At 56.5% G+C, this 17,108-nt stretch carries 13 protein-coding genes and 1 riboswitch; of the genes, 8 read left to right on the forward strand and 5 right to left on the reverse strand.

All coding sequences use genetic code 11. The features are described from left to right. Positions 1-98 precede the first annotated feature (98 nt). From yegQ to AB1748_RS13815, 7 genes are all read left to right on the forward strand, one after another. Positions 99-1,481, forward strand: a complete 1,383-nt coding sequence (gene yegQ / locus AB1748_RS13785) for a tRNA 5-hydroxyuridine modification protein YegQ (protein ID WP_293771821.1) — start codon at positions 99-101, stop codon at positions 1,479-1,481. Between the two features lie 218 nt (positions 1,482-1,699). Then, the gene (gene yegS, locus AB1748_RS13790; RefSeq protein WP_111139176.1) at positions 1,700-2,599 is read left to right on the forward strand and encodes a lipid kinase YegS; all 900 of its coding nucleotides are present in this window, start codon (positions 1,700-1,702) and stop codon (positions 2,597-2,599) included. A 208-nt stretch (positions 2,600-2,807) separates the two neighbouring features. After that, on the forward strand, positions 2,808-4,022 hold the full coding sequence (manD, locus tag AB1748_RS13795; RefSeq protein ID WP_111139175.1) for a D-mannonate dehydratase ManD: 1,215 nt from the start codon (positions 2,808-2,810) through the stop codon (positions 4,020-4,022). Positions 4,023-4,032: 10 nt separating this feature from the next. Continuing rightward, on the forward strand, positions 4,033-5,043 hold the full coding sequence (locus tag AB1748_RS13800; RefSeq protein WP_367395639.1) for a Zn-dependent oxidoreductase: 1,011 nt from the start codon (positions 4,033-4,035) through the stop codon (positions 5,041-5,043). Between the two features lie 76 nt (positions 5,044-5,119). Then, positions 5,120-6,403, forward strand: coding sequence for an MFS transporter (locus tag AB1748_RS13805; protein WP_111139173.1), 1,284 nt, complete (start codon positions 5,120-5,122; stop codon positions 6,401-6,403). A gap of 63 nt (positions 6,404-6,466) precedes the next feature. Beyond that, positions 6,467-7,972: a mannitol dehydrogenase family protein gene (locus AB1748_RS13810; protein WP_367395640.1), complete on the forward strand. Its 1,506-nt coding sequence runs from the start codon at positions 6,467-6,469 to the stop codon at positions 7,970-7,972. 55 nt (positions 7,973-8,027) lie between these two features. After that, complete coding sequence (locus AB1748_RS13815; RefSeq protein ID WP_367395641.1) at positions 8,028-8,714, forward strand: GntR family transcriptional regulator; 687 nt, start codon at positions 8,028-8,030, stop codon at positions 8,712-8,714. A 43-nt stretch (positions 8,715-8,757) separates the two neighbouring features. Here AB1748_RS13815 and thiD read toward each other — a convergent pair whose 3' ends face one another. Continuing rightward, a complete protein-coding gene (gene thiD, locus AB1748_RS13820; protein ID WP_111139170.1) occupies positions 8,758-9,558 on the reverse strand; it encodes a bifunctional hydroxymethylpyrimidine kinase/phosphomethylpyrimidine kinase in 801 nt (266 codons plus the stop codon). Then, positions 9,545-10,342 carry a hydroxyethylthiazole kinase gene (gene thiM / locus AB1748_RS13825; RefSeq protein WP_367396346.1) on the reverse strand — a complete coding sequence of 266 codons (798 nt, stop codon included), beginning with the start codon at positions 10,340-10,342 and terminating at the stop codon, positions 9,545-9,547. Before thiM ends, thiD begins: the two co-directional genes overlap by 14 nt. A 34-nt stretch (positions 10,343-10,376) precedes the next feature. Further along, positions 10,377-10,473, reverse strand: a riboswitch (TPP riboswitch). 428 nt (positions 10,474-10,901) lie between these two features. On the opposite strand from thiM, the gene AB1748_RS13830 reads away from it, so the two are divergent. Next, positions 10,902-12,083 carry a DNA-binding transcriptional regulator gene (locus AB1748_RS13830; protein ID WP_111142198.1) on the forward strand — a complete coding sequence of 394 codons (1,182 nt, stop codon included), beginning with the start codon at positions 10,902-10,904 and terminating at the stop codon, positions 12,081-12,083. 86 nt (positions 12,084-12,169) lie between these two features. Here AB1748_RS13830 and AB1748_RS13835 read toward each other — a convergent pair whose 3' ends face one another. From AB1748_RS13835 to AB1748_RS13845, 3 genes are all read right to left on the reverse strand, one after another. After that, positions 12,170-12,883 carry an oligogalacturonate-specific porin KdgM family protein gene (locus tag AB1748_RS13835; protein ID WP_367395642.1) on the reverse strand — a complete coding sequence of 238 codons (714 nt, stop codon included), beginning with the start codon at positions 12,881-12,883 and terminating at the stop codon, positions 12,170-12,172. A gap of 226 nt (positions 12,884-13,109) precedes the next feature. Next, positions 13,110-15,503 (reverse strand): glycoside hydrolase family 3 N-terminal domain-containing protein, encoded by a 2,394-nt coding sequence (locus AB1748_RS13840; RefSeq protein WP_367395643.1) that lies wholly within the window; start codon positions 15,501-15,503, stop codon positions 13,110-13,112. A gap of 24 nt (positions 15,504-15,527) precedes the next feature. After that, positions 15,528-17,090: an MFS transporter gene (locus AB1748_RS13845; RefSeq protein WP_293771850.1), complete on the reverse strand. Its 1,563-nt coding sequence runs from the start codon at positions 17,088-17,090 to the stop codon at positions 15,528-15,530. Between the last annotated feature and the right edge of the window lie 18 nt (positions 17,091-17,108).

Raw genomic sequence — 17,108 nt, forward strand, 5'->3', positions numbered from 1 at the left:
CTTTTCTCACTGCCTACAATTCCGCACCTTTTGCAGGGCTTAAGGCCCTGCACCTGCCGCCTGCGGCGGCATGCTGACCTGACATCAGTGAGAAAAACATGAAACCTGAGCTTCTTTCCCCCGCCGGCACGCTGAAAAACATGCGTTACGCCTTTGCCTACGGTGCCGATGCCGTCTATGCCGGCCAGCCGCGCTACAGCCTGCGGGTGCGCAACAACGAATTTACCCACGAGAATCTTGCGCTGGGCATCAGCGAGGCCCACGCGCTGGGCAAAAAATTCTATGTGGTCGTCAACATTGCGCCGCACAACGCCAAGCTGAAAACCTTTATCCGCGACCTGACGCCGGTGGTGGCCATGCAGCCCGACGCGCTGATCATGTCCGATCCCGGCCTGATTATGCTGGTGCGGGAGGCCTTTCCGTCGATGCCGATTCACCTGTCGGTGCAGGCCAACGCAGTCAACTGGGCGACAGTAAAATTCTGGCAGCAGAGGGGGCTGAGCCGGGTGATCCTGTCGCGTGAGCTGTCGCTGGAGGAGATCGCCGAGATCCGCCAGCAGGTACCGGAGATGGAGCTGGAAGTCTTTGTTCACGGTGCGCTCTGCATGGCCTATTCCGGTCGCTGTCTGCTGTCGGGCTACATGAACAAGCGCGACCCGAATCAGGGCACCTGCACCAACGCCTGCCGCTGGGAGTACAAAGTGGCCGAAGGTCAGCAGGATGAGGTGGGCAATATTGTGGGTATCCATGAGCCCATCGCGGTACAGGATGTGACCCCTACGCTGGGCGTAGGCCAGCCGACTGATAAGGTGTTTCTGCTGGAAGAGAAGATGAAACCGGGCGAGGTGATGAGCGCATTCGAAGATGAGCACGGCACTTACATTATGAATTCGCGCGATCTGCGTGCGGTCGCCCATGTGGAGCGGCTCAGCGGGATGGGCGTGCATTCGCTGAAAATTGAGGGCCGCACCAAGTCCTACTACTACTGCGCCCGGACCGCACAGGTCTATCGCCGGGCGATTGATGATGCTGCCGACGGTAAACCTTTTGATCCTTCGCTGCTGCAGACCCTGGAAGGTCTGGCCCATCGCGGTTATACCGAAGGCTTTCTGCGCCGCCACACCCATGACAGCTATCAGAACTATCAGCAGGGCTTTTCGGTTTCAGATCGCCAGCAGTTTGTCGGTGAATTTACCGGTGAGCGCCGGGGTGCGTGGGCGGAAGTGGCGGTGAAGAACAAGTTTATGCTGCATGACAGCACAGAGATCATGACACCGGCAGGGAATCTGCAGTGTCGGATCGATGCGCTGCAGAATGCGCGCGGTGAGCCCACGGAGATTGCGCCGGGCGATGGTCATCGCGTCTGGCTGCAGGTCCCTGAAGAGGTGGATCTGCAGTTTGCCCTGCTGCTGCGTAACTTCGATCACGGCGAGGATACCCGCGATCCGCACAACCGTTTACCAACGGAAACAATTTGTTGAAATCAGAACAGGATCACAGACCCTTGCCAGCCACTGCTTTATAGTCCCGCCTGCTGCTAACGAGTAACAATAAACGGCAGAATTATCAGGAACCACCTCATTTACCCGCCCGGCTCCCCCGTGCGGGTTTTCTTTTTTCTCTCTTTCTCCAATAATTTGCTGCTGGCAGCTATGTTATAAACTCCTCTCTTACTCTGTAGATCCTCAAGGAACGCAAAATGGATAATAAACCGCTTACGCTGCTCATCCTGAACGGAAAAGGCGCGGGTAATGAAGATCTGCGCGACGCGATTACTGCCCTGCGTGAACAAGGTTTCAACATTGCGGTGCGTGTCACGTTTGAAAAAGGGGACGGCGACCGTTACGTCAAAGAGGCGATTGCGCTGAGGGCGGAAACCGTAGTGGCAGGCGGTGGCGATGGCACCATCAATGAAATCGCGACGGCGCTGGCCGCGTCTGATGCGGAATATCGTCCGGCTCTGGGCATTCTGCCGCTGGGCACCGCCAATGACTTTGCCACCAGCGTCGGTATTCCCGAAGAGATGGAACCCGCTCTGCGGCTGGCGATCCAGGGTAAGGCGCATGCTATCGATCTGGCCCGGGTTAACCAGAGCCACTACTTCATTAATATGGCGACCGGTGGATTTGGCACCCGTATCACGACTGAGACACCGGAAAAGCTCAAGTCCGCGCTGGGCGGCGTCTCCTACTTTATTCACGGCCTGATGCGCATGGATACGCTCAAACCCGACACCTGTGAAATCAGCGGTCCCGATTTCGCCTGGCAGGGCGATGCGCTGGTGATCGGCATCGGTAATGGTCGCCAGGCGGGCGGCGGTCAGCGGTTATGCCCTTCTGCCCTGATCAACGATGGCCGGCTGGATGTGAGTATCGTGACCGCTCAGGAGCTGCTGCCCACGCTGCTGCACTCCCTGACCGGCGACGATGACAATCCGGGTATCGTCACCACGCAGCTCGAATCTCTGACCATCCGCTCTCCACATGAGATGACCTTTAACCTGGACGGTGAGCCGCTTTCCGGCCGCGAATTTGTTATTGAGGTTATGGCTGGGGCGCTGAGCTGCCGCCTGCCGCCGCAGTGCGCCCTGCTTTCCTGATTATCGTTAACGGGGGTGATAGCCCCCGTCTGCTATCTGCTTACGCCCTGTTGTCAACCCGTCCCCTGCCACGCCGCCGCCTTTCTGCCCTGTGATTTCCCCTGCACTGCACTCTGTGATTCCCTTCACAACTCTGCCAGCCTTACTTGTATGGTAGTATTATTGCGCGTATTTTTTCGTCATTAAACACTGACGGAAGGTACCCGGAATGAAAATTGTTAAGGCGGAAGTCTTTGTCACCTGTGCAGGCAGGAACTTTGTCACGCTGAAGATCACCACCGATCAGGGCCTGACCGGCGTGGGTGACGCCACACTCAACGGCCGCGAGCTGCCGGTCGCCTCCTACCTGAAAGATCATGTCTGTCCGCAACTGATCGGCCGCGATGCCCATCAGATCGAGGATATCTGGCAATACTTCTATAAGGGCGCTTACTGGCGTCGCGGTCCCGTAACGATGTCCGCGATCTCTGCCGTCGATATGGCGCTGTGGGATATCAAAGGCAAAGCCGCAAATATGCCGGTTTACCAGCTGCTGGGCGGCGCTTCCCGTACCGGGGTGATGGTCTATTGCCACACCACCGGCCACTCTATCGATGAAGTCATGGATGATTACGCCAGGCACAAAGAGCTGGGTTTTAAAGCGATTCGCGCGCAGTGCGGCGTGCCGGGAATGAAAACCACCTATGGCATGGCGAAAGGCAAAGGGCTGGCGTATGAACCGGCGACCAAAGGCAACTGGCCGGAAGAGCAGCTCTGGTCAACCGAGAAGTATCTCGACTTCACCCCAAAACTGTTCGCCGCCATCCGCGATAAATTTGGTTTCGATGAGCATCTGCTGCATGACATGCACCATCGCCTGACGCCGATTGAGGCGGCCCGCTTTGGCAAGAGCGTGGAGGACTATCGCCTGTTCTGGATGGAGGATCCAACGCCTGCGGAAAATCAGGCCTGCTTCCGCCTCATCCGTCAGCACACCGTGACCCCGATTGCGGTGGGCGAAGTGTTCAACAGCATCTGGGATTGCAAGCAGCTGATTGAAGAGCAGCTGATCGACTATATCCGCACCACCATTACACACGCAGGCGGCATTACCGGCATGCGGCGTATCGCTGATTTTGCCTCGCTTTATCAGGTACGCACCGGCTCGCACGGTCCTTCCGATCTCTCGCCGATCTGCATGGCGGCGGCGCTGCACTTTGACCTCTGGGTGCCGAATTTCGGCGTGCAGGAGTATATGGGCTTCTCTGAACAGATGATGGCGCTGTTTGATGCGAGCTGGCGCTTTGACCAGGGCTACATGCATCCTGGCGACAAGCCCGGCCTCGGCATCGACTTTAACGAAAAACTGGCGGCGAAATATCCCTATGAGCCTGCTTATCTGCCGGTCGCCCGTCTTGAAGATGGCACCCTCTGGAACTGGTAAGGAGAAACGGATGAAAAGCGTAGTGATTGAACAGCCGGGAAAACTGGCGATCGCGGAGCGCCCCCTGCCTCAACCGGCGTCGGGCGAAGTGCGGGTAAAAGTGGCCTGTGCCAGCATCTGCGGCTCGGATATCCATATCTGGCACGGCCACAACCCATTCGCCAGCTATCCCCGGGTCATCGGCCATGAGTTTTTTGGTGTGATCGATGCGGTGGGCGACGGGGTTGACGCGGCCCGTCTGGGTCAGCGCGTTGCGGTCGATCCGGTCATCAGCTGCGGGAGCTGCTATCCCTGCTCTGTCGGGCGACCCAATGTCTGCACCACGCTGCAGGTGATCGGCGTGCACCGCGATGGCGGCTTCAGCGACTATGCGCTGGCGCCCGCCCGCAATGCCTGGCCGCTGCCGGAAACGATCCCCGATCGGCTCGCCAGCCTGATTGAACCATTCACTATCGCCGCCAACATCACGGCGTTTCTTCAGCCGCGTCCCGACGATATCGCCCTGATCTACGGTGCCGGTCCGATGGGACTTACCGCCGTGCAGGTGCTGAAAGGGGTCTATGGCGTGAAGAGCGTGATGGTGGCAGATCGGCTGCCGGAACGGCTGGCACTGGCCGCGCAGAGCGGTGCGGACCAGTGCTTCGATAACGGTGACATCCCGCTGGCGGAGCAGCTCAGCGGTGTGCAGCCGACGCTGATTATTGACGCCGCCTGCCAACCCGCCATTCTGGCTGAAGCGGCGGCGCTCGCCTCACCGGCCGGTCGCATCGGCCTGCTGGGCTTCTCTGGCGAACCCTGCAGCATTACGCAGCAGAGCCTGACCAGTAAAGAGCTGTCGCTGTTTACCTCGCGCCTTAACAGTAACCGCTTCCCACAGGTCATTGGCTGGATGGAACAGGGGTTACTCCAGCCCGAAAAACTGGTGACACACGCCTTTCCGCTCAGGGAGGTGGAACGCGCGATGACCCTGTTTGAAAAAGATCCGCGCACCTGCTGCAAAGTGATCCTGCAAATGGATTAACAGCCGCTGTGCCGAGGCGGTGCCGGTACATTTTCGCGGGCACCCTTAAAACGATAAAACAGACCCCGGAGTTTGTATGTTCAAGAACCTGCGCTGGACCCTCGTTTTACTGCTGTTCCTGGTTTACATGATTAACTATCTGGACCGCGTTGCCCTGTCGCTGACGGTGCCGCTGGTTGAAAAAGATCTGGTGATTAATGCTGAGCAGTTCGGCATCATTTTCGGCAGCTTCTTCTTTGGCTACGCCCTGTTTAATTTTGTCGGCGGTCTGGCCACCGATCGCTTCGGCCCCAAAATCGTGCTGGCCGTGGCGGTGGGGGCCTGGTCCATTTTCTGCGGCATGACTGCCCTCGCGACCGGCTTCTGGTCGCTGCTGATTCTGCGCGTGCTCTTCGGCATGGCGGAGGGGCCGATCTGCTCGTCGGCTAACAAAGCGATCAACGGCTGGTTTCCCAGGAAACAGGCCGCGACGGCTATGGGGCTGCTGAGTGCCGGTTCACCGCTGGGAGGAGCTGTCGCTGGCCCGATCATAGGCTATCTGGCGCTGGCCTTCGGCTGGCGACCGGCCTTCGTCATTGTCTGCTGCATCGGTCTGGTCTGGATGGCATTCTGGCTCTTTTTTGCTGCGGATAATCCGGAGAAAAGTAAACGGGTAACGGAGGAGGAACGTCAGCTGATCGCGCGCCTGAAGAGCGCGAACCCGAATGATGAGGTCGATCTCTCAGAGACACCGCATCCCTTTGGCTACTACCTGCGCCAGCCGATTATCCTGGTCACCGCCTTCGCCTTCTTTTGCTACAACTATATCCTGTTCTTCTTCCTGAGCTGGTTCCCGGCCTACCTGGTGCAGGCGCACGGGCTGGATATTAAATCGATGAGTATCACGACGATGATTCCGTGGATCGTGGGCTTCGTCGGCCTGGCGCTGGGCGGCTGGATCTCCGATAAAATTTTCAACCTTACCGGCAAACTGTTGTTGTCGCGCAAAATTGTGCTGGTGGTCTCACTGCTGGCAGCCGCAATTTGTGTGGCACTGGCGGGTACGATAAAAGAGGTGGTTCCCGCCGTAATGATGATGTCGGTGTCGATCTTCTTTCTCTATATCACCGGCGCGATCTACTGGGCCATTATTCAGGATGTGGTCCACAAGAGCCGCATCGGCAGCATCAGCGGTTTTATCCATCTGACAGGGAGTCTCTCCGGCATCATCGGGCCTGTTGTCACGGGCTTTATTGTTCAGCACACCGGTAAATTTGACAGCGCCTTCGTACTGGCCGGGTGTGTTGCTGCGCTGGGTGCTTTCCTGGTGCTGTTTGTCATTCGCAGTCCGAAGATCCGCGATAAACCGGTTTCGGTCTGAAGTTATTTCTGACAGAACCTTTATTTGGGGCGCTTTTCGCCCCCTTTGCCATAAGGACGGATTATGTTACAGATCGACCGCCTGCCCCCGGCGATCAGGCGCCCCGCTTACGATCGCAGTCAGTTAAAAACCCGCATGGTGCACATCGGTTTCGGTGCCTTTCATCGCGCCCATCAGGCCCTGTGCAGCGATAAACTGGCTGACCAGGGCAGCGACTGGGGATACTGCGAAGTGAATCTCAACAGCGGCGCACTGATTCAGGCTCTGCGCGAGCAGCATCTCCTCTATACCCTGACGGAGATGGCCGATGACGCATTGCACACCCGGGTAATTGGCGTTATTACCCAGGCGCTGCACGGTAAAAGTGATGGAATTGAGGCGGTGATCGAGGCGATGTCTCAGCCCGATGTCGCGATTGTTTCGATGACCGTGACCGAGAAAGGCTACTGCCACCAGCCGGCCAGTGGTCACTTAAACCCGGATCACCCCGATATTGTGCATGACCTGCAGAACCCGGACGCACCGCGCTCACTGCCGGGACTGATTCTGGCCGCGATTCGCCGCCGCCGGGATCGGGATCTGCCGCCCTTCAGCGTGATGTCCTGTGACAACATGCCGGAGAATGGCCATGTCACCCGCAACGTTATTGTGCAGCTGGCCCGGCTTCAGGATCCAACGCTGGCCGATTATATTCAGCAGCAGATCACCTTCCCGTCCACCATGGTGGATCGCATCGTTCCGGCCATGACCGATGCCGCGTTTAGCGCACTCAGCGCGCGCCTGGGTTCCTGCGATCCGGTCGCCGTGGAAGCAGAGCCGTTTTTTCAGTGGGTCATTGAAGATAACTTCGTCAGTGGTCGTCCGGCCTGGGAGAAAGCGGGCGCAGAGCTGGTCAGCGATGTCCTGCCTTATGAAGAGATGAAACTGCGCATGCTGAATGGCAGCCACTCTTTTCTGGCCTATCTCGGCTTCCTGGCGGGCTATGAGCACATCAGCGACTGCATGGCCGATCCCCACTTTCGTGCCGCCGCCCGTTCACTGATGGTGGATGAGCAGGCCCCTACCCTGCGCACCCAGGGTGTGGACCTTAACGCCTATGCCGATTCGCTGATTGCCCGTTATGAGAATCGCGCGATCAAACACCGCACCGGACAAATCGCCACCGACGGCAGCCAGAAGCTGCCTCAGCGTCTTCTCGACAGCCTGCGCTGGCATCTGCAGCGCGGTAACGACTGCGACCTGCTGCTGCTGGGAGTGGCGGGCTGGATGCGCTACGTCGGCGGCGTGGACGAACAGGGCCAGCCGATTGAGATCCGCGATCCGATGAAGAAACAGCTGGCGGAATGTGTGGCCGCCAGCGAAGAGGGCGAGGCGCGCGTGCGCGCACTCCTTTCCCTGCGCGAGGTGTTTGGCGAGGATCTGCTGCAGAATGCTGATGTAGTCGCGCGGCTGACCGACTGGTATCAGCAACTCTCTGAACAGGGCGCGCGCGCGACGGTGCATCACTGCCTCAATCGCCGCCAGCAGCGGGTTAACAAAGGGCTGGCGCAGATGCAGCGTGCTGATTAGACTGACACTTTCCCATCGCGCTGGTCCCGGCCAGCCGTAATATGGATATTGCTGCATGTCGATCGCCTATACCATTACAACCAGCGAACCGGTGAATCAGCAGATTTACCGCTATCTGCGCAAAGATATTGTCACCTGCGCAATTGAGCCGGGTTCGCTGCTCTCAGAAAAAGAGGTTTCCGCGCGCTTTAACGTCTCGCGCCAGCCGGTGCGGGAAGCATTTATTAAGCTGGCCGAAGCGGGACTGGTACAGGTATTGCCGCAACGTGGCACCTTCGTGCGGAAAATTTCTGCCAAACGGGTCGCGGATGGCCGCTTTATCCGTGAAGCGGTGGAAATCTCGGTCGTGCGTCGTTCAGCGCAGGAGATTACGGCAGCATCGCTGATGGCACTGGAGCATAATCTGCAGCTGCAGCGCATGGCCGCATCACGTCACGACAGCCAGGCTTTTCTCAGCCTCGACGATGAGTTTCATCGCCTGATCGCGGAAAGCATTGACTGCAGGCTCGCCTGGGAAACGGTGGAGAACATCAAAGCCACCATGGACCGGGTTCGGTTTCTGACGCTGAGTGAAGTCTCGCCGCCGGAAAAGCTGATTGAGCAGCATGAAGAGATCTTTGCCGCGCTGACGTCTCACGATGCGGAGGCGGCCGAAACGGCCATGCGTCTGCACCTGCAGGAGATGATCTTTTCTATCACCCCGATTGCCGAGCGCAACAGCGCCTGGTTTGAAACCCCCTGAGCCAGGCCCTCACCGTCCGCCAGGACGATGAGGGTCTGCATCACTACCACCATTGATGAAAATGGTGAACCGGCCCGATGCCCTTCCCGACCTCCAGTGAATCCGCCTGCAACAGCGCCTGCTGCAGCCAGTTTTTCGCCTCTGCGAGCGTTTCCGCCCAGTCAGCATGGCGCGGACGCAGGGCCGCTAAGGCCGCCGACAGCGTACAACCCGTGCCGTGCGTATGGCGGGTGTTGACGCGCGGCGTGCTGAATCGCTGCTCTGCGTCGGGCGCGATCAGCCAGTCCGGGCTTTCGCCCGCGGCCAGGTGACCGCCCTTCATCAGCACAGCCTGACAGCCCAGCGCCAGCAGTGCCCGCCCCTGCCTGCGCATCTCCGCCTCGTCGGTGGCGATGGCACACTCCAGTAAGGCTGCCGCTTCCGGCAGATTAGGGGTAATCAGCGAGACCTGCGGCAATAACAGCTCACGGACACTGGCTACGGCAGCCGGTGAAAGCAGCGCATCCCCGCTTTTCGCCACCATCACCGTATCCAGCACCACAAAGGGGATGCTCGCCTGCCTGAGCCGGGCGGCCACCTGCTCCACAATAGCCGTTTCCGACAACATGCCAATTTTCGCACTATCAATGCGGACATCACTCAGCACCGAATCGAGCTGAGCGGTCACAAAGTCCGGATCAATACGGCAGACCGACTGAACCCCGCAGGTGTTCTGTGCCACCAGCGCGGTGATCACACTGGTGCCATAGGCACCCAGCGCGGAGAACGTCTTCAGATCGGCCTGAATCCCGGCGCCGCCGCTGGGATCGGTCCCGGCAATCGTCAGGGCATTAATGCGCTTCATGATGCGCCTCCAGCGTCCAGAGTGCATCGACAAACGCCGTGGCAAAACTGCCCGGCGCGGCGGCCTGAGATGCTGCCCTTTCTCCCGCTGACGACATCACCTGACAGGCGGCGGCCACATTTAACAGCCGATCGCCGGGCAGGCTGCTGAACCCTGCCACGACCGCAGAGAGCGCACAGCCGGTTCCCACCACCCGCGTCATCAGGGGCGAGCCGCCGCGAAGCGCAAAGATCCGCGTGCCATCGGTGGCGTAGTCCACTTCACCGCTGACAATGACCAGCGTGCGCCAGCGAATGGCGAGCTGACGGGCGGCATCGAGCGCCGCATCCGCCTGGTGCAGCGTATCCACGCCGCGTCCGCCACTGGCCTGCTTTGCCAGCGCCAGAATCTCTGAAGCGTTGCCGCGGATCACAGCCGGTTCCTGGCTCAATAACTGCTGGCAGAAGTCACTGCGCAGCGTCAGAGCACCGACGGCGACCGGGTCGAGCGTCCAGGGGGTGCCTGCCTCTCGGGCGGCGCTGACGGCGGCCTGCATCGCCTGCTGGCGCTCGCGGGTCAGGGTGCCGACATTGATGAGGAGCGCATCGGCAAAGCGGCTGAACTCAGCGGCTTCGTCAGCATCGATGACCATCGCCGGCGAGGCGTTCAGTGCAAGCAGCACGTTGGCGGTGAAGTTCTGTACCACCTCATTGGTCATACAGTGGACCAGCGGTGAGTGACGGCGAAAAGCGTGCAGACAGGGCGCGAAGTGCGCGGCAGAAAGGTGTTGAGATGGCTGTGACATCATAGCTCCCAACCGGCGAACAAGAAGGCGAATGCGGTCAGGCATCAGACTTCCCTACGCTGGCATTATCCAGATCAGGTAATACGGGTATTTCTCAGCCTTCACAAAGAAGGGCACCCCGAGTCGTTTAACTAAATTCAGTCAGTCAGGATAGTAATGTCAGCAGGCGGTCCTGTAAACGCATACCGCACGATTACGGCATCACTCCCGGACTCCGTTGGCGTCCTCACTCACCGGCAGAAACCGCGCGGGCAGTCTGCGCCGCCCCGCTTCTGCCACATCCGGATTCGCGAAGAAACCCGTAACACTTTACCAGGCGATCCCGTTTATTTCGCGCAGCTTTCACCTGTCGCGTTCCAGATTACCTATACAGGTTAACTGTCTGATCAATCTGGGCATTTATCTTTTTCACACACTACACGCGTTGCCGCACTGGACTTTTTTCACGCAACGCAGAAAAAGAGTGCGCCAGTTTACAGGACAAACACAAAACGGTTAAAGAAAGCACCGACCTGTGCTATTCACAGTGCAGGATAAACCTGCCAGGGAGGCTGACGGAATGGAGAAGACCTTTCATATCGCGCTCTTATTTAATGCGAATAAGGCGTATGACCGCCAGATAATCGAGGGCGTGGGTAAATACCTGCAGCGTTCCCGTACCCTGTGGGATGTTTACATCGCAGACGATTTCCGCAGTAACATTGACAGCATCAATGGCTGGAACGTGGATGGTGTAATTGCTGACTGCGATGTGCTGGCGGTTGAACAGGAACTCAATAAGCTGACCATGCCTGTTGTCGGTATTGGTGGCTCCTACTCCTCCGGAAAGGCTTTTCCGAATCTGCACTATGTGGCTACTGATAACTACAGCCTGGTCGCGACCGCGCTGGAGCATCTGATTAACAAGGGTATGGAACATTTTGCCCTGTACAGCTTCCCTGTATGTCCGGATAAACGCTGGGCAACCGAACGTGAGAACGCATTTGCTGCGATCCTGCAGCAAAAGGACCGGACCGGATTAATTTATCGCGGCCATGATATCACTATCGATAACTGGCAGACGGCGCAGAACCAGTTGGCTGACTGGGTAACGTCTCTGCCAGAGGGCACCGGCATCGTCGCGGTGACAGATTCCCGCGCCAGACATTTACTGCAGATCTGTGAAAATATAGGGATCCCGGTGCCGGAAAAGTTAGCCATTATTGGCATCGACAATGAAGAGTTAACGCAACATCTGTCGGGCATCAGTCTCTCCTCCGTGGTTCATGGCGCAATAAAAATGGGTTCCTGCGCGGCTGAAATTCTTCATAAACTCTTAAAGGGAGAGTCATTGCCGTTGCAGCGCGTGGTGGTTCCCCCGCTGAAACTGGTGGAACGCCGTTCGAGCAATTATCGTTCTATTGTCGATCCCTATGTTATCCGGGCAATGAACTTTATCCGCGATAATGCCTGTAAGGGTATCAAGGCTGAACAGGTCATCAGTTTTACCGGTATTTCACGAACCAGTCTGGAAATCCGTTTTAAAGCGCATCTGGGTGCGACCATTCACACCGTCATTCATAATGAAAAAATCGAACATGCCCGCAACTTACTCATCACCACAGATCTCCCGATGAAAGAGATCTCACTGATTGCGGGTTATCCCTCTGTTCAGTATTTCTATCTGGTCTTCAGGAAAACCTATAATCTGACCCCTAAAGCCTACCGCAGCCGTTATCAGGAGCAGAATCGTGCCAGTTAACTGGCTGAATCTATCCGTCAGCGAAACCGTATTTTCTGGCGGGAAGGCACGTTTAAAATCTACGCCGGCCCGCCAGAGAGAATGCTTCAGAACAGATATTTCAGGCCGATACGCATCCGGTACTCTTTATCGCCGTTTCCTGCCCGGCCCAGATCGGAAATATCACCAAAAGGTTTCCAGTGTGAGTCATACTGGTAGCTGAGATAGAGCGTATGCTGCCACATCTCTTTTTTGTTATTTCCGAAGTGAAAATCGTTCTGCTTCTGCAGATAGACCGGGTTATAGTTAACAAATAACTTATCCGTGACCTGCCAGTTCAGCCATAGATCATATTCGTGCGAGCTGTTTCGTTGCAGACTGTCATCCAGGCAGGGTGTTTTATAGTTGTAGTGATAGTAGCGATACCCGGCCATCACGCCGAACTGAGGGCTGAGTTGATAATTAAACTTCAGGTAGGGATCGATGTGGCTGCCCTTGTGCCCCCAGCTGAAGACCATGTCGGGAATAAACGAAAACCGGTCTGTCAGCGGAATCGCGTAGGTGACCTCTACCTCTGAGTAGTTGTTCTTAAATTCAGTGTAATTACTGCCGTTGTTGATCGTGTTCTGATATGAGAAAGAAACACTGTCATTAATCACGGTTGAAATCTGCAGTCGGGTCTGGAACATTTTACTGCCGGTGGTATAGGCTTCACGAATATCCACGCCTGTGGATGAGAAATCTAACGCAAAGGCAGAAAGTGGCATAGCAGAAATCATTACTGCACTGGCTAACGCCTGTTTTTTCATCATCGCTTTCATCGTCTTTTCCCTTTATGGTAGTAATCCTTTTTATGGTTATAGAATAACCGAAAGCGCATGAATATAATTTTATCATTTTTTACTGGCTAATTATTAAATATAGCAACTGTGACTGTGTGCAAAATATAAAAAACAAGAGAGCCATTACGTTAAAGGTTCAATTAAAAAAACCGCTCCGGAGAGCGGTGAATAGAAAACAGAGGCAGGATAGATCTGGCTGGAATAATCAGGTTGTGGATGGTGAGCGATAACTGATGGTGGCATGACTCTCCATTGACCAGTGCTCATCCAGAATGCGCAGCGGCCCTGCCAGCGTAATCGTCTGCTGAAGCACAATATTATCTGAGGCTTCACCAATCATTAAAATAAAGTCTCCCGGCTCTACCCTGCGCCTGCCCTGATTGTCCGTAAAGTTAAGCATATCTGCCGGAAGCGTAAAGCTGATTTCAGCAGACTGCGCCGGGGCCAGCCGAATACGCTGAAACGCTTTTAACTCTTTAACCGGGCGCACCAGTGAAGCCTGTATATCGCGGACATAGACCTGAATGACGGTGTCGGCCTCCCGCTCTCCGCTATTTTCCACCGTCACGGTAAAGGTCACCGCCTCATCCATAGTGAAAATCATCTTTGGTAAAGTGAGGGCCGAAAGTCTGAATAACGAGTAGCTCAGGCCGTAACCAAAGGCGTAGCGCGGTGGAAAATGAAAGGCGACCGGGGTGCCGCTGCTCTTCATTTTATGATTATAAAAATAGGGCATCGCCCCCACGTTTCCCGGCACTGAGACGACCAGTCTGCCACCGGGACTCTGCCTGCCCGTCAGAATGTCTGCAATGGCGCAGGCCCCCTCCTGCCCGGCCTGCCACGCCATCAGAAATCCCGCCAGCCGATCTTCAAGCCCCTGCAGGCTGTAGGGGCGGCCGCTGGTCATAACCACGATAGTCGGAACGCCCGTCTCCACCACCGCCTCTAGCAATTTCTGCTGTACGCCAGGCAGGTTCAGGGTATCGCTGTCCGATCCCTCGCCTACCGTGCCACTCTGGAACAGCCCGGCCAGATCGCCCACAAAGCAGATCGCCAGCGTCGACTCTTGCGCAGCCTGAACCGCGTCGGCGATCAGCGATTCATCGCGCGACACCGGTGAGACGGCCAGCGGCCTGCCGACATCCCCCGGAAACACCGGGGTTCCTGCGGCACGCTCCGTCAGAATATGGCACCCTTTCCGATACGTGATCCGGCACTCTGGCAGCGCCTGCTGCAGAGCAGTTAATGGCGTGGTGACCTGGCTGGTATTCGCCTCGGTATCATTCAGAATCAGGTGCACGGGAAAACTGTATCCCGATAACAGCGCCAGTGGGTCATCCGCCGTCGGGCCGATGACCGCGACCGACTCCAGTGCTGACGCCCGCAGCGGTAAGGTGCCGTCATTCTCCAGCAGGATCATGGATTCCAGTGCCACCTGCCGGGCAACCTGACGCGCCCGCACCGACTGAAAATCGGGCCGGGCATCCGGGATAAAGGGATTGTCGAAAAGTCCCGTTCTGAATTTCTCCGTCAGGATTCTGGCGACGATCTGATCGATTTTCTCCTCCGCGATCAGCCCCCGTGCCAGCGCCTCTGTCAGGGCCGCCGCGCAGTCATCTTTCGGCAACTCCACATCGAGGCCGGCGTTAAAGGCACTGGCAGCTGATTCGGCGCGATCGGCAGTGACGCCATGATGCTGATGCAGCAGGCTGACGCCGCCATAATCGGCTACGATCAGCCCGTCGAATCCCCAGCGGTTGCGTAATATTTCGGTCAGCAGGAAGGCATCGTTATGGCAGGGCTGATTATCGATATCATGGTAAGCGGGCATCACCGATCCCGCATTCGCCAGCTTAACCGCCATCTCAAAAGGCAGCAGAAAGATATCATTAAGTTCTTTGAACCCCAGATGAACCGGTGCGTGGTTACGTGCCCCCTCGCTGAACGAGTGCGCCGCATAGTGTTTCAGCGTCGCCAGCAGATCACGTTGCTCTCCCTGCAGCCCCCTCACATATTCTGTCGCCATAATCCCGACCAGATAGGGATCTTCGCCAAACGTCTCTTCTGTACGGCCCCAGCGCAAATCGCGCGACACATCAAGAACCGGCGCCAGCGCCTGACGACAGCCAATGCTGCGTGCCTCTCTGCCAATACAGTCCGCCATCGCCTTTATCAGCCCGGGATGCCAGGTGGAGGCCATATTCAGCGATGACGGAAACAGGGTCGCCCCCATACACATCAATCCTGTCAGACACTCCTCATGAAACATCGCCGGAATACCGAAACGGCCTGCTGCCATAATGCGTTTTTGCAGCGCATTAAACAGAGCAATCCCGGTTTCAGCATTCAGCATCCCGGAACCAAAGGGCCGCGTAATCTGCCCCACCCCCAGCGCCATCTTCTGTTCAAACGATGCCTGCGCGTCCCGGTGGCTGAACTGGTCACTGGCATCCTGCCGTTCGGTGACCGCTCCCTCATCTGAAACCATCAGCCAGTAACCATGCATCTGCGCGATTTTCTCGTCCAGTGTCATCTGGCTGAGCAGATAGCGGGCACGCGCCTCCGCAGGCAATGAGGGATCCTGATAATGACGATCCATGAATAACCTCTGTGTGATTGAAACTTACCGATCCGACGTAGCTGGCTCTGCGCTGTTTGCGTCTTTCCTTTCGGACGGATCAGGGCTGGAGTGAGGATGCGCGCGGCTTTCACCCTGCCAGATATTTTCATATTTAATTCCGGTCAGGCTTTCAATTACAGCGCGTGTCCCGGCAGGGCTGTTGGTGAGGTCGCCTTCTGTCTCTTTCAGGCGCGCCACTTCCTCAAGCAGGATCTGATGCGTGCGGCGATCTAACGCAAAGCGGGTAGAGACGAGAAACGCGAGAAGCAGTAACCCCAGCGTGCCCAGGCAGACAATACCCACAACCGTCTCTGTCGCTAAGGTTGTCTGCGTCGCAGCCCCTGAGACAAAGCCGTTCATTTCGAGAAGTGCGCCCACAATCAATGCGGATGCCCCCAGGGTGCTTTTTCTCGCAAAGGTCATCATGCCGGCAAAAATGCCTTCACGACGTCTTCGCGTGATCACTTCATCCACGTCGGGAATAAACGGATAGATATTCCAGGTCAGGTAGACATAGCCACCCTTAAATAACTGGTAGATAAAGGCGATGCCATAGAGCGCCGGAATCATCCAGGCAGGCTGATAAAAATAGAAAGCGGTAAATGCCAGCATGCATAGCATCACCATCAGATAACAGAGCTGCAGTAATCTGGCGGGTTTATAGCGGATAAAAGCCCAGGCAAAAAGCGCCGTTCCCCAGCCGAAGCAGAAGATCCCTACTGACATCAGGTTCGCAGCCAGGGTCGCATCCTGATGAAGGGCAAAGATGATGAAAAAAGCAAAGACGGAACTCAGCAGATCCAGTGCGGTAAAGGAGAGAAGATACATCAGCAGAAGCTGTCTGAAGGCTTTGACCTTCAGGCTTGTGAGCATCTCTCTGATAACCGATGAAACGACTTTCCTTCCGGATCTGCACGGTTCCGGACGCCGTGCGTCAGCCGCGTCGTCGCGCTCCCAGGTTGTCAGATAGGTAATTATCACCGCAATCATCGTGAGCACCGTAAAGATGACACCATTAATCAGGAACGCCTGCGCAGATTGATTGCCTGATAATTTAAACAGCTGCCCCGGAATAAAGGTAGCCAGTGAGGCGGCCAGTCCGGCAAAAATAATCCTTGAAGCTGAGAGCCGGGTTCGCTCTTTATAGTCGCTGGTCATCTCCGAGGCGATCGCTTCATAGGGAATAATGATCATGGCCGCAACCACTTCCATTAACAGATAGGTGGCGAGGTAATAAAAATAGTGCATCCCCTCCACCCACATCAGACTGAAGATAATCAGCAGCGGGCAGCAGAGTAATAAAAAAGATCGGCGACGGCCAAATCGCCGTCCGATACGGGTATTGCCGATATTATCCGTCAAATAGCCAACCAGCGGACTGATAATCGTATCCAGGATTCGGGCAATAAAGAGGATTGAACCGGCTTGCATCGGGCTTAAGCCGCAATAGGTGACATAGAAAAACATCAGCCAGGCACCCATTACGGCAAAAGCGCCACTGCCGAGTATATCGGTGACACCATAACCCATATAATTTTTTAAGGTTATCTTACGAGGTTCTTTCATAATCAGCTCCATGCAGTA

The organism is Pantoea sp. Ep11b (genome assembly GCF_040783975.1).
In the GTDB taxonomy this organism is placed as follows: domain Bacteria; phylum Pseudomonadota; class Gammaproteobacteria; order Enterobacterales; family Enterobacteriaceae; genus Pantoea.

Excerpts from the sequence above, each read along its gene's own strand:
- yegQ (WP_293771821.1), top strand. The coding sequence starts at position 99 with ATGAAACCTGAGCTTCTTTCCCCCGCCGGCACGCTGAAAAACATGCGT.
- yegS (WP_111139176.1), top strand. The coding sequence starts at position 1,700 with ATGGATAATAAACCGCTTACGCTGCTCATCCTGAACGGAAAAGGCGCG.
- manD (WP_111139175.1), top strand. The coding sequence starts at position 2,808 with ATGAAAATTGTTAAGGCGGAAGTCTTTGTCACCTGTGCAGGCAGGAAC.
- AB1748_RS13800 (WP_367395639.1), top strand. The coding sequence starts at position 4,033 with ATGAAAAGCGTAGTGATTGAACAGCCGGGAAAACTGGCGATCGCGGAG.
- AB1748_RS13805 (WP_111139173.1), top strand. The coding sequence starts at position 5,120 with ATGTTCAAGAACCTGCGCTGGACCCTCGTTTTACTGCTGTTCCTGGTT.
- AB1748_RS13810 (WP_367395640.1), top strand. The coding sequence starts at position 6,467 with ATGTTACAGATCGACCGCCTGCCCCCGGCGATCAGGCGCCCCGCTTAC.
- AB1748_RS13815 (WP_367395641.1), top strand. The coding sequence starts at position 8,028 with ATGTCGATCGCCTATACCATTACAACCAGCGAACCGGTGAATCAGCAG.
- thiD (WP_111139170.1), bottom strand. The coding sequence starts at position 9,558 with ATGAAGCGCATTAATGCCCTGACGATTGCCGGGACCGATCCCAGCGGC.
- thiM (WP_367396346.1), bottom strand. The coding sequence starts at position 10,342 with ATGTCACAGCCATCTCAACACCTTTCTGCCGCGCACTTCGCGCCCTGT.
- AB1748_RS13830 (WP_111142198.1), top strand. The coding sequence starts at position 10,902 with ATGGAGAAGACCTTTCATATCGCGCTCTTATTTAATGCGAATAAGGCG.
- AB1748_RS13835 (WP_367395642.1), bottom strand. The coding sequence starts at position 12,883 with ATGAAAGCGATGATGAAAAAACAGGCGTTAGCCAGTGCAGTAATGATT.
- AB1748_RS13840 (WP_367395643.1), bottom strand. The coding sequence starts at position 15,503 with ATGGATCGTCATTATCAGGATCCCTCATTGCCTGCGGAGGCGCGTGCC.
- AB1748_RS13845 (WP_293771850.1), bottom strand. The coding sequence starts at position 17,090 with ATGAAAGAACCTCGTAAGATAACCTTAAAAAATTATATGGGTTATGGT.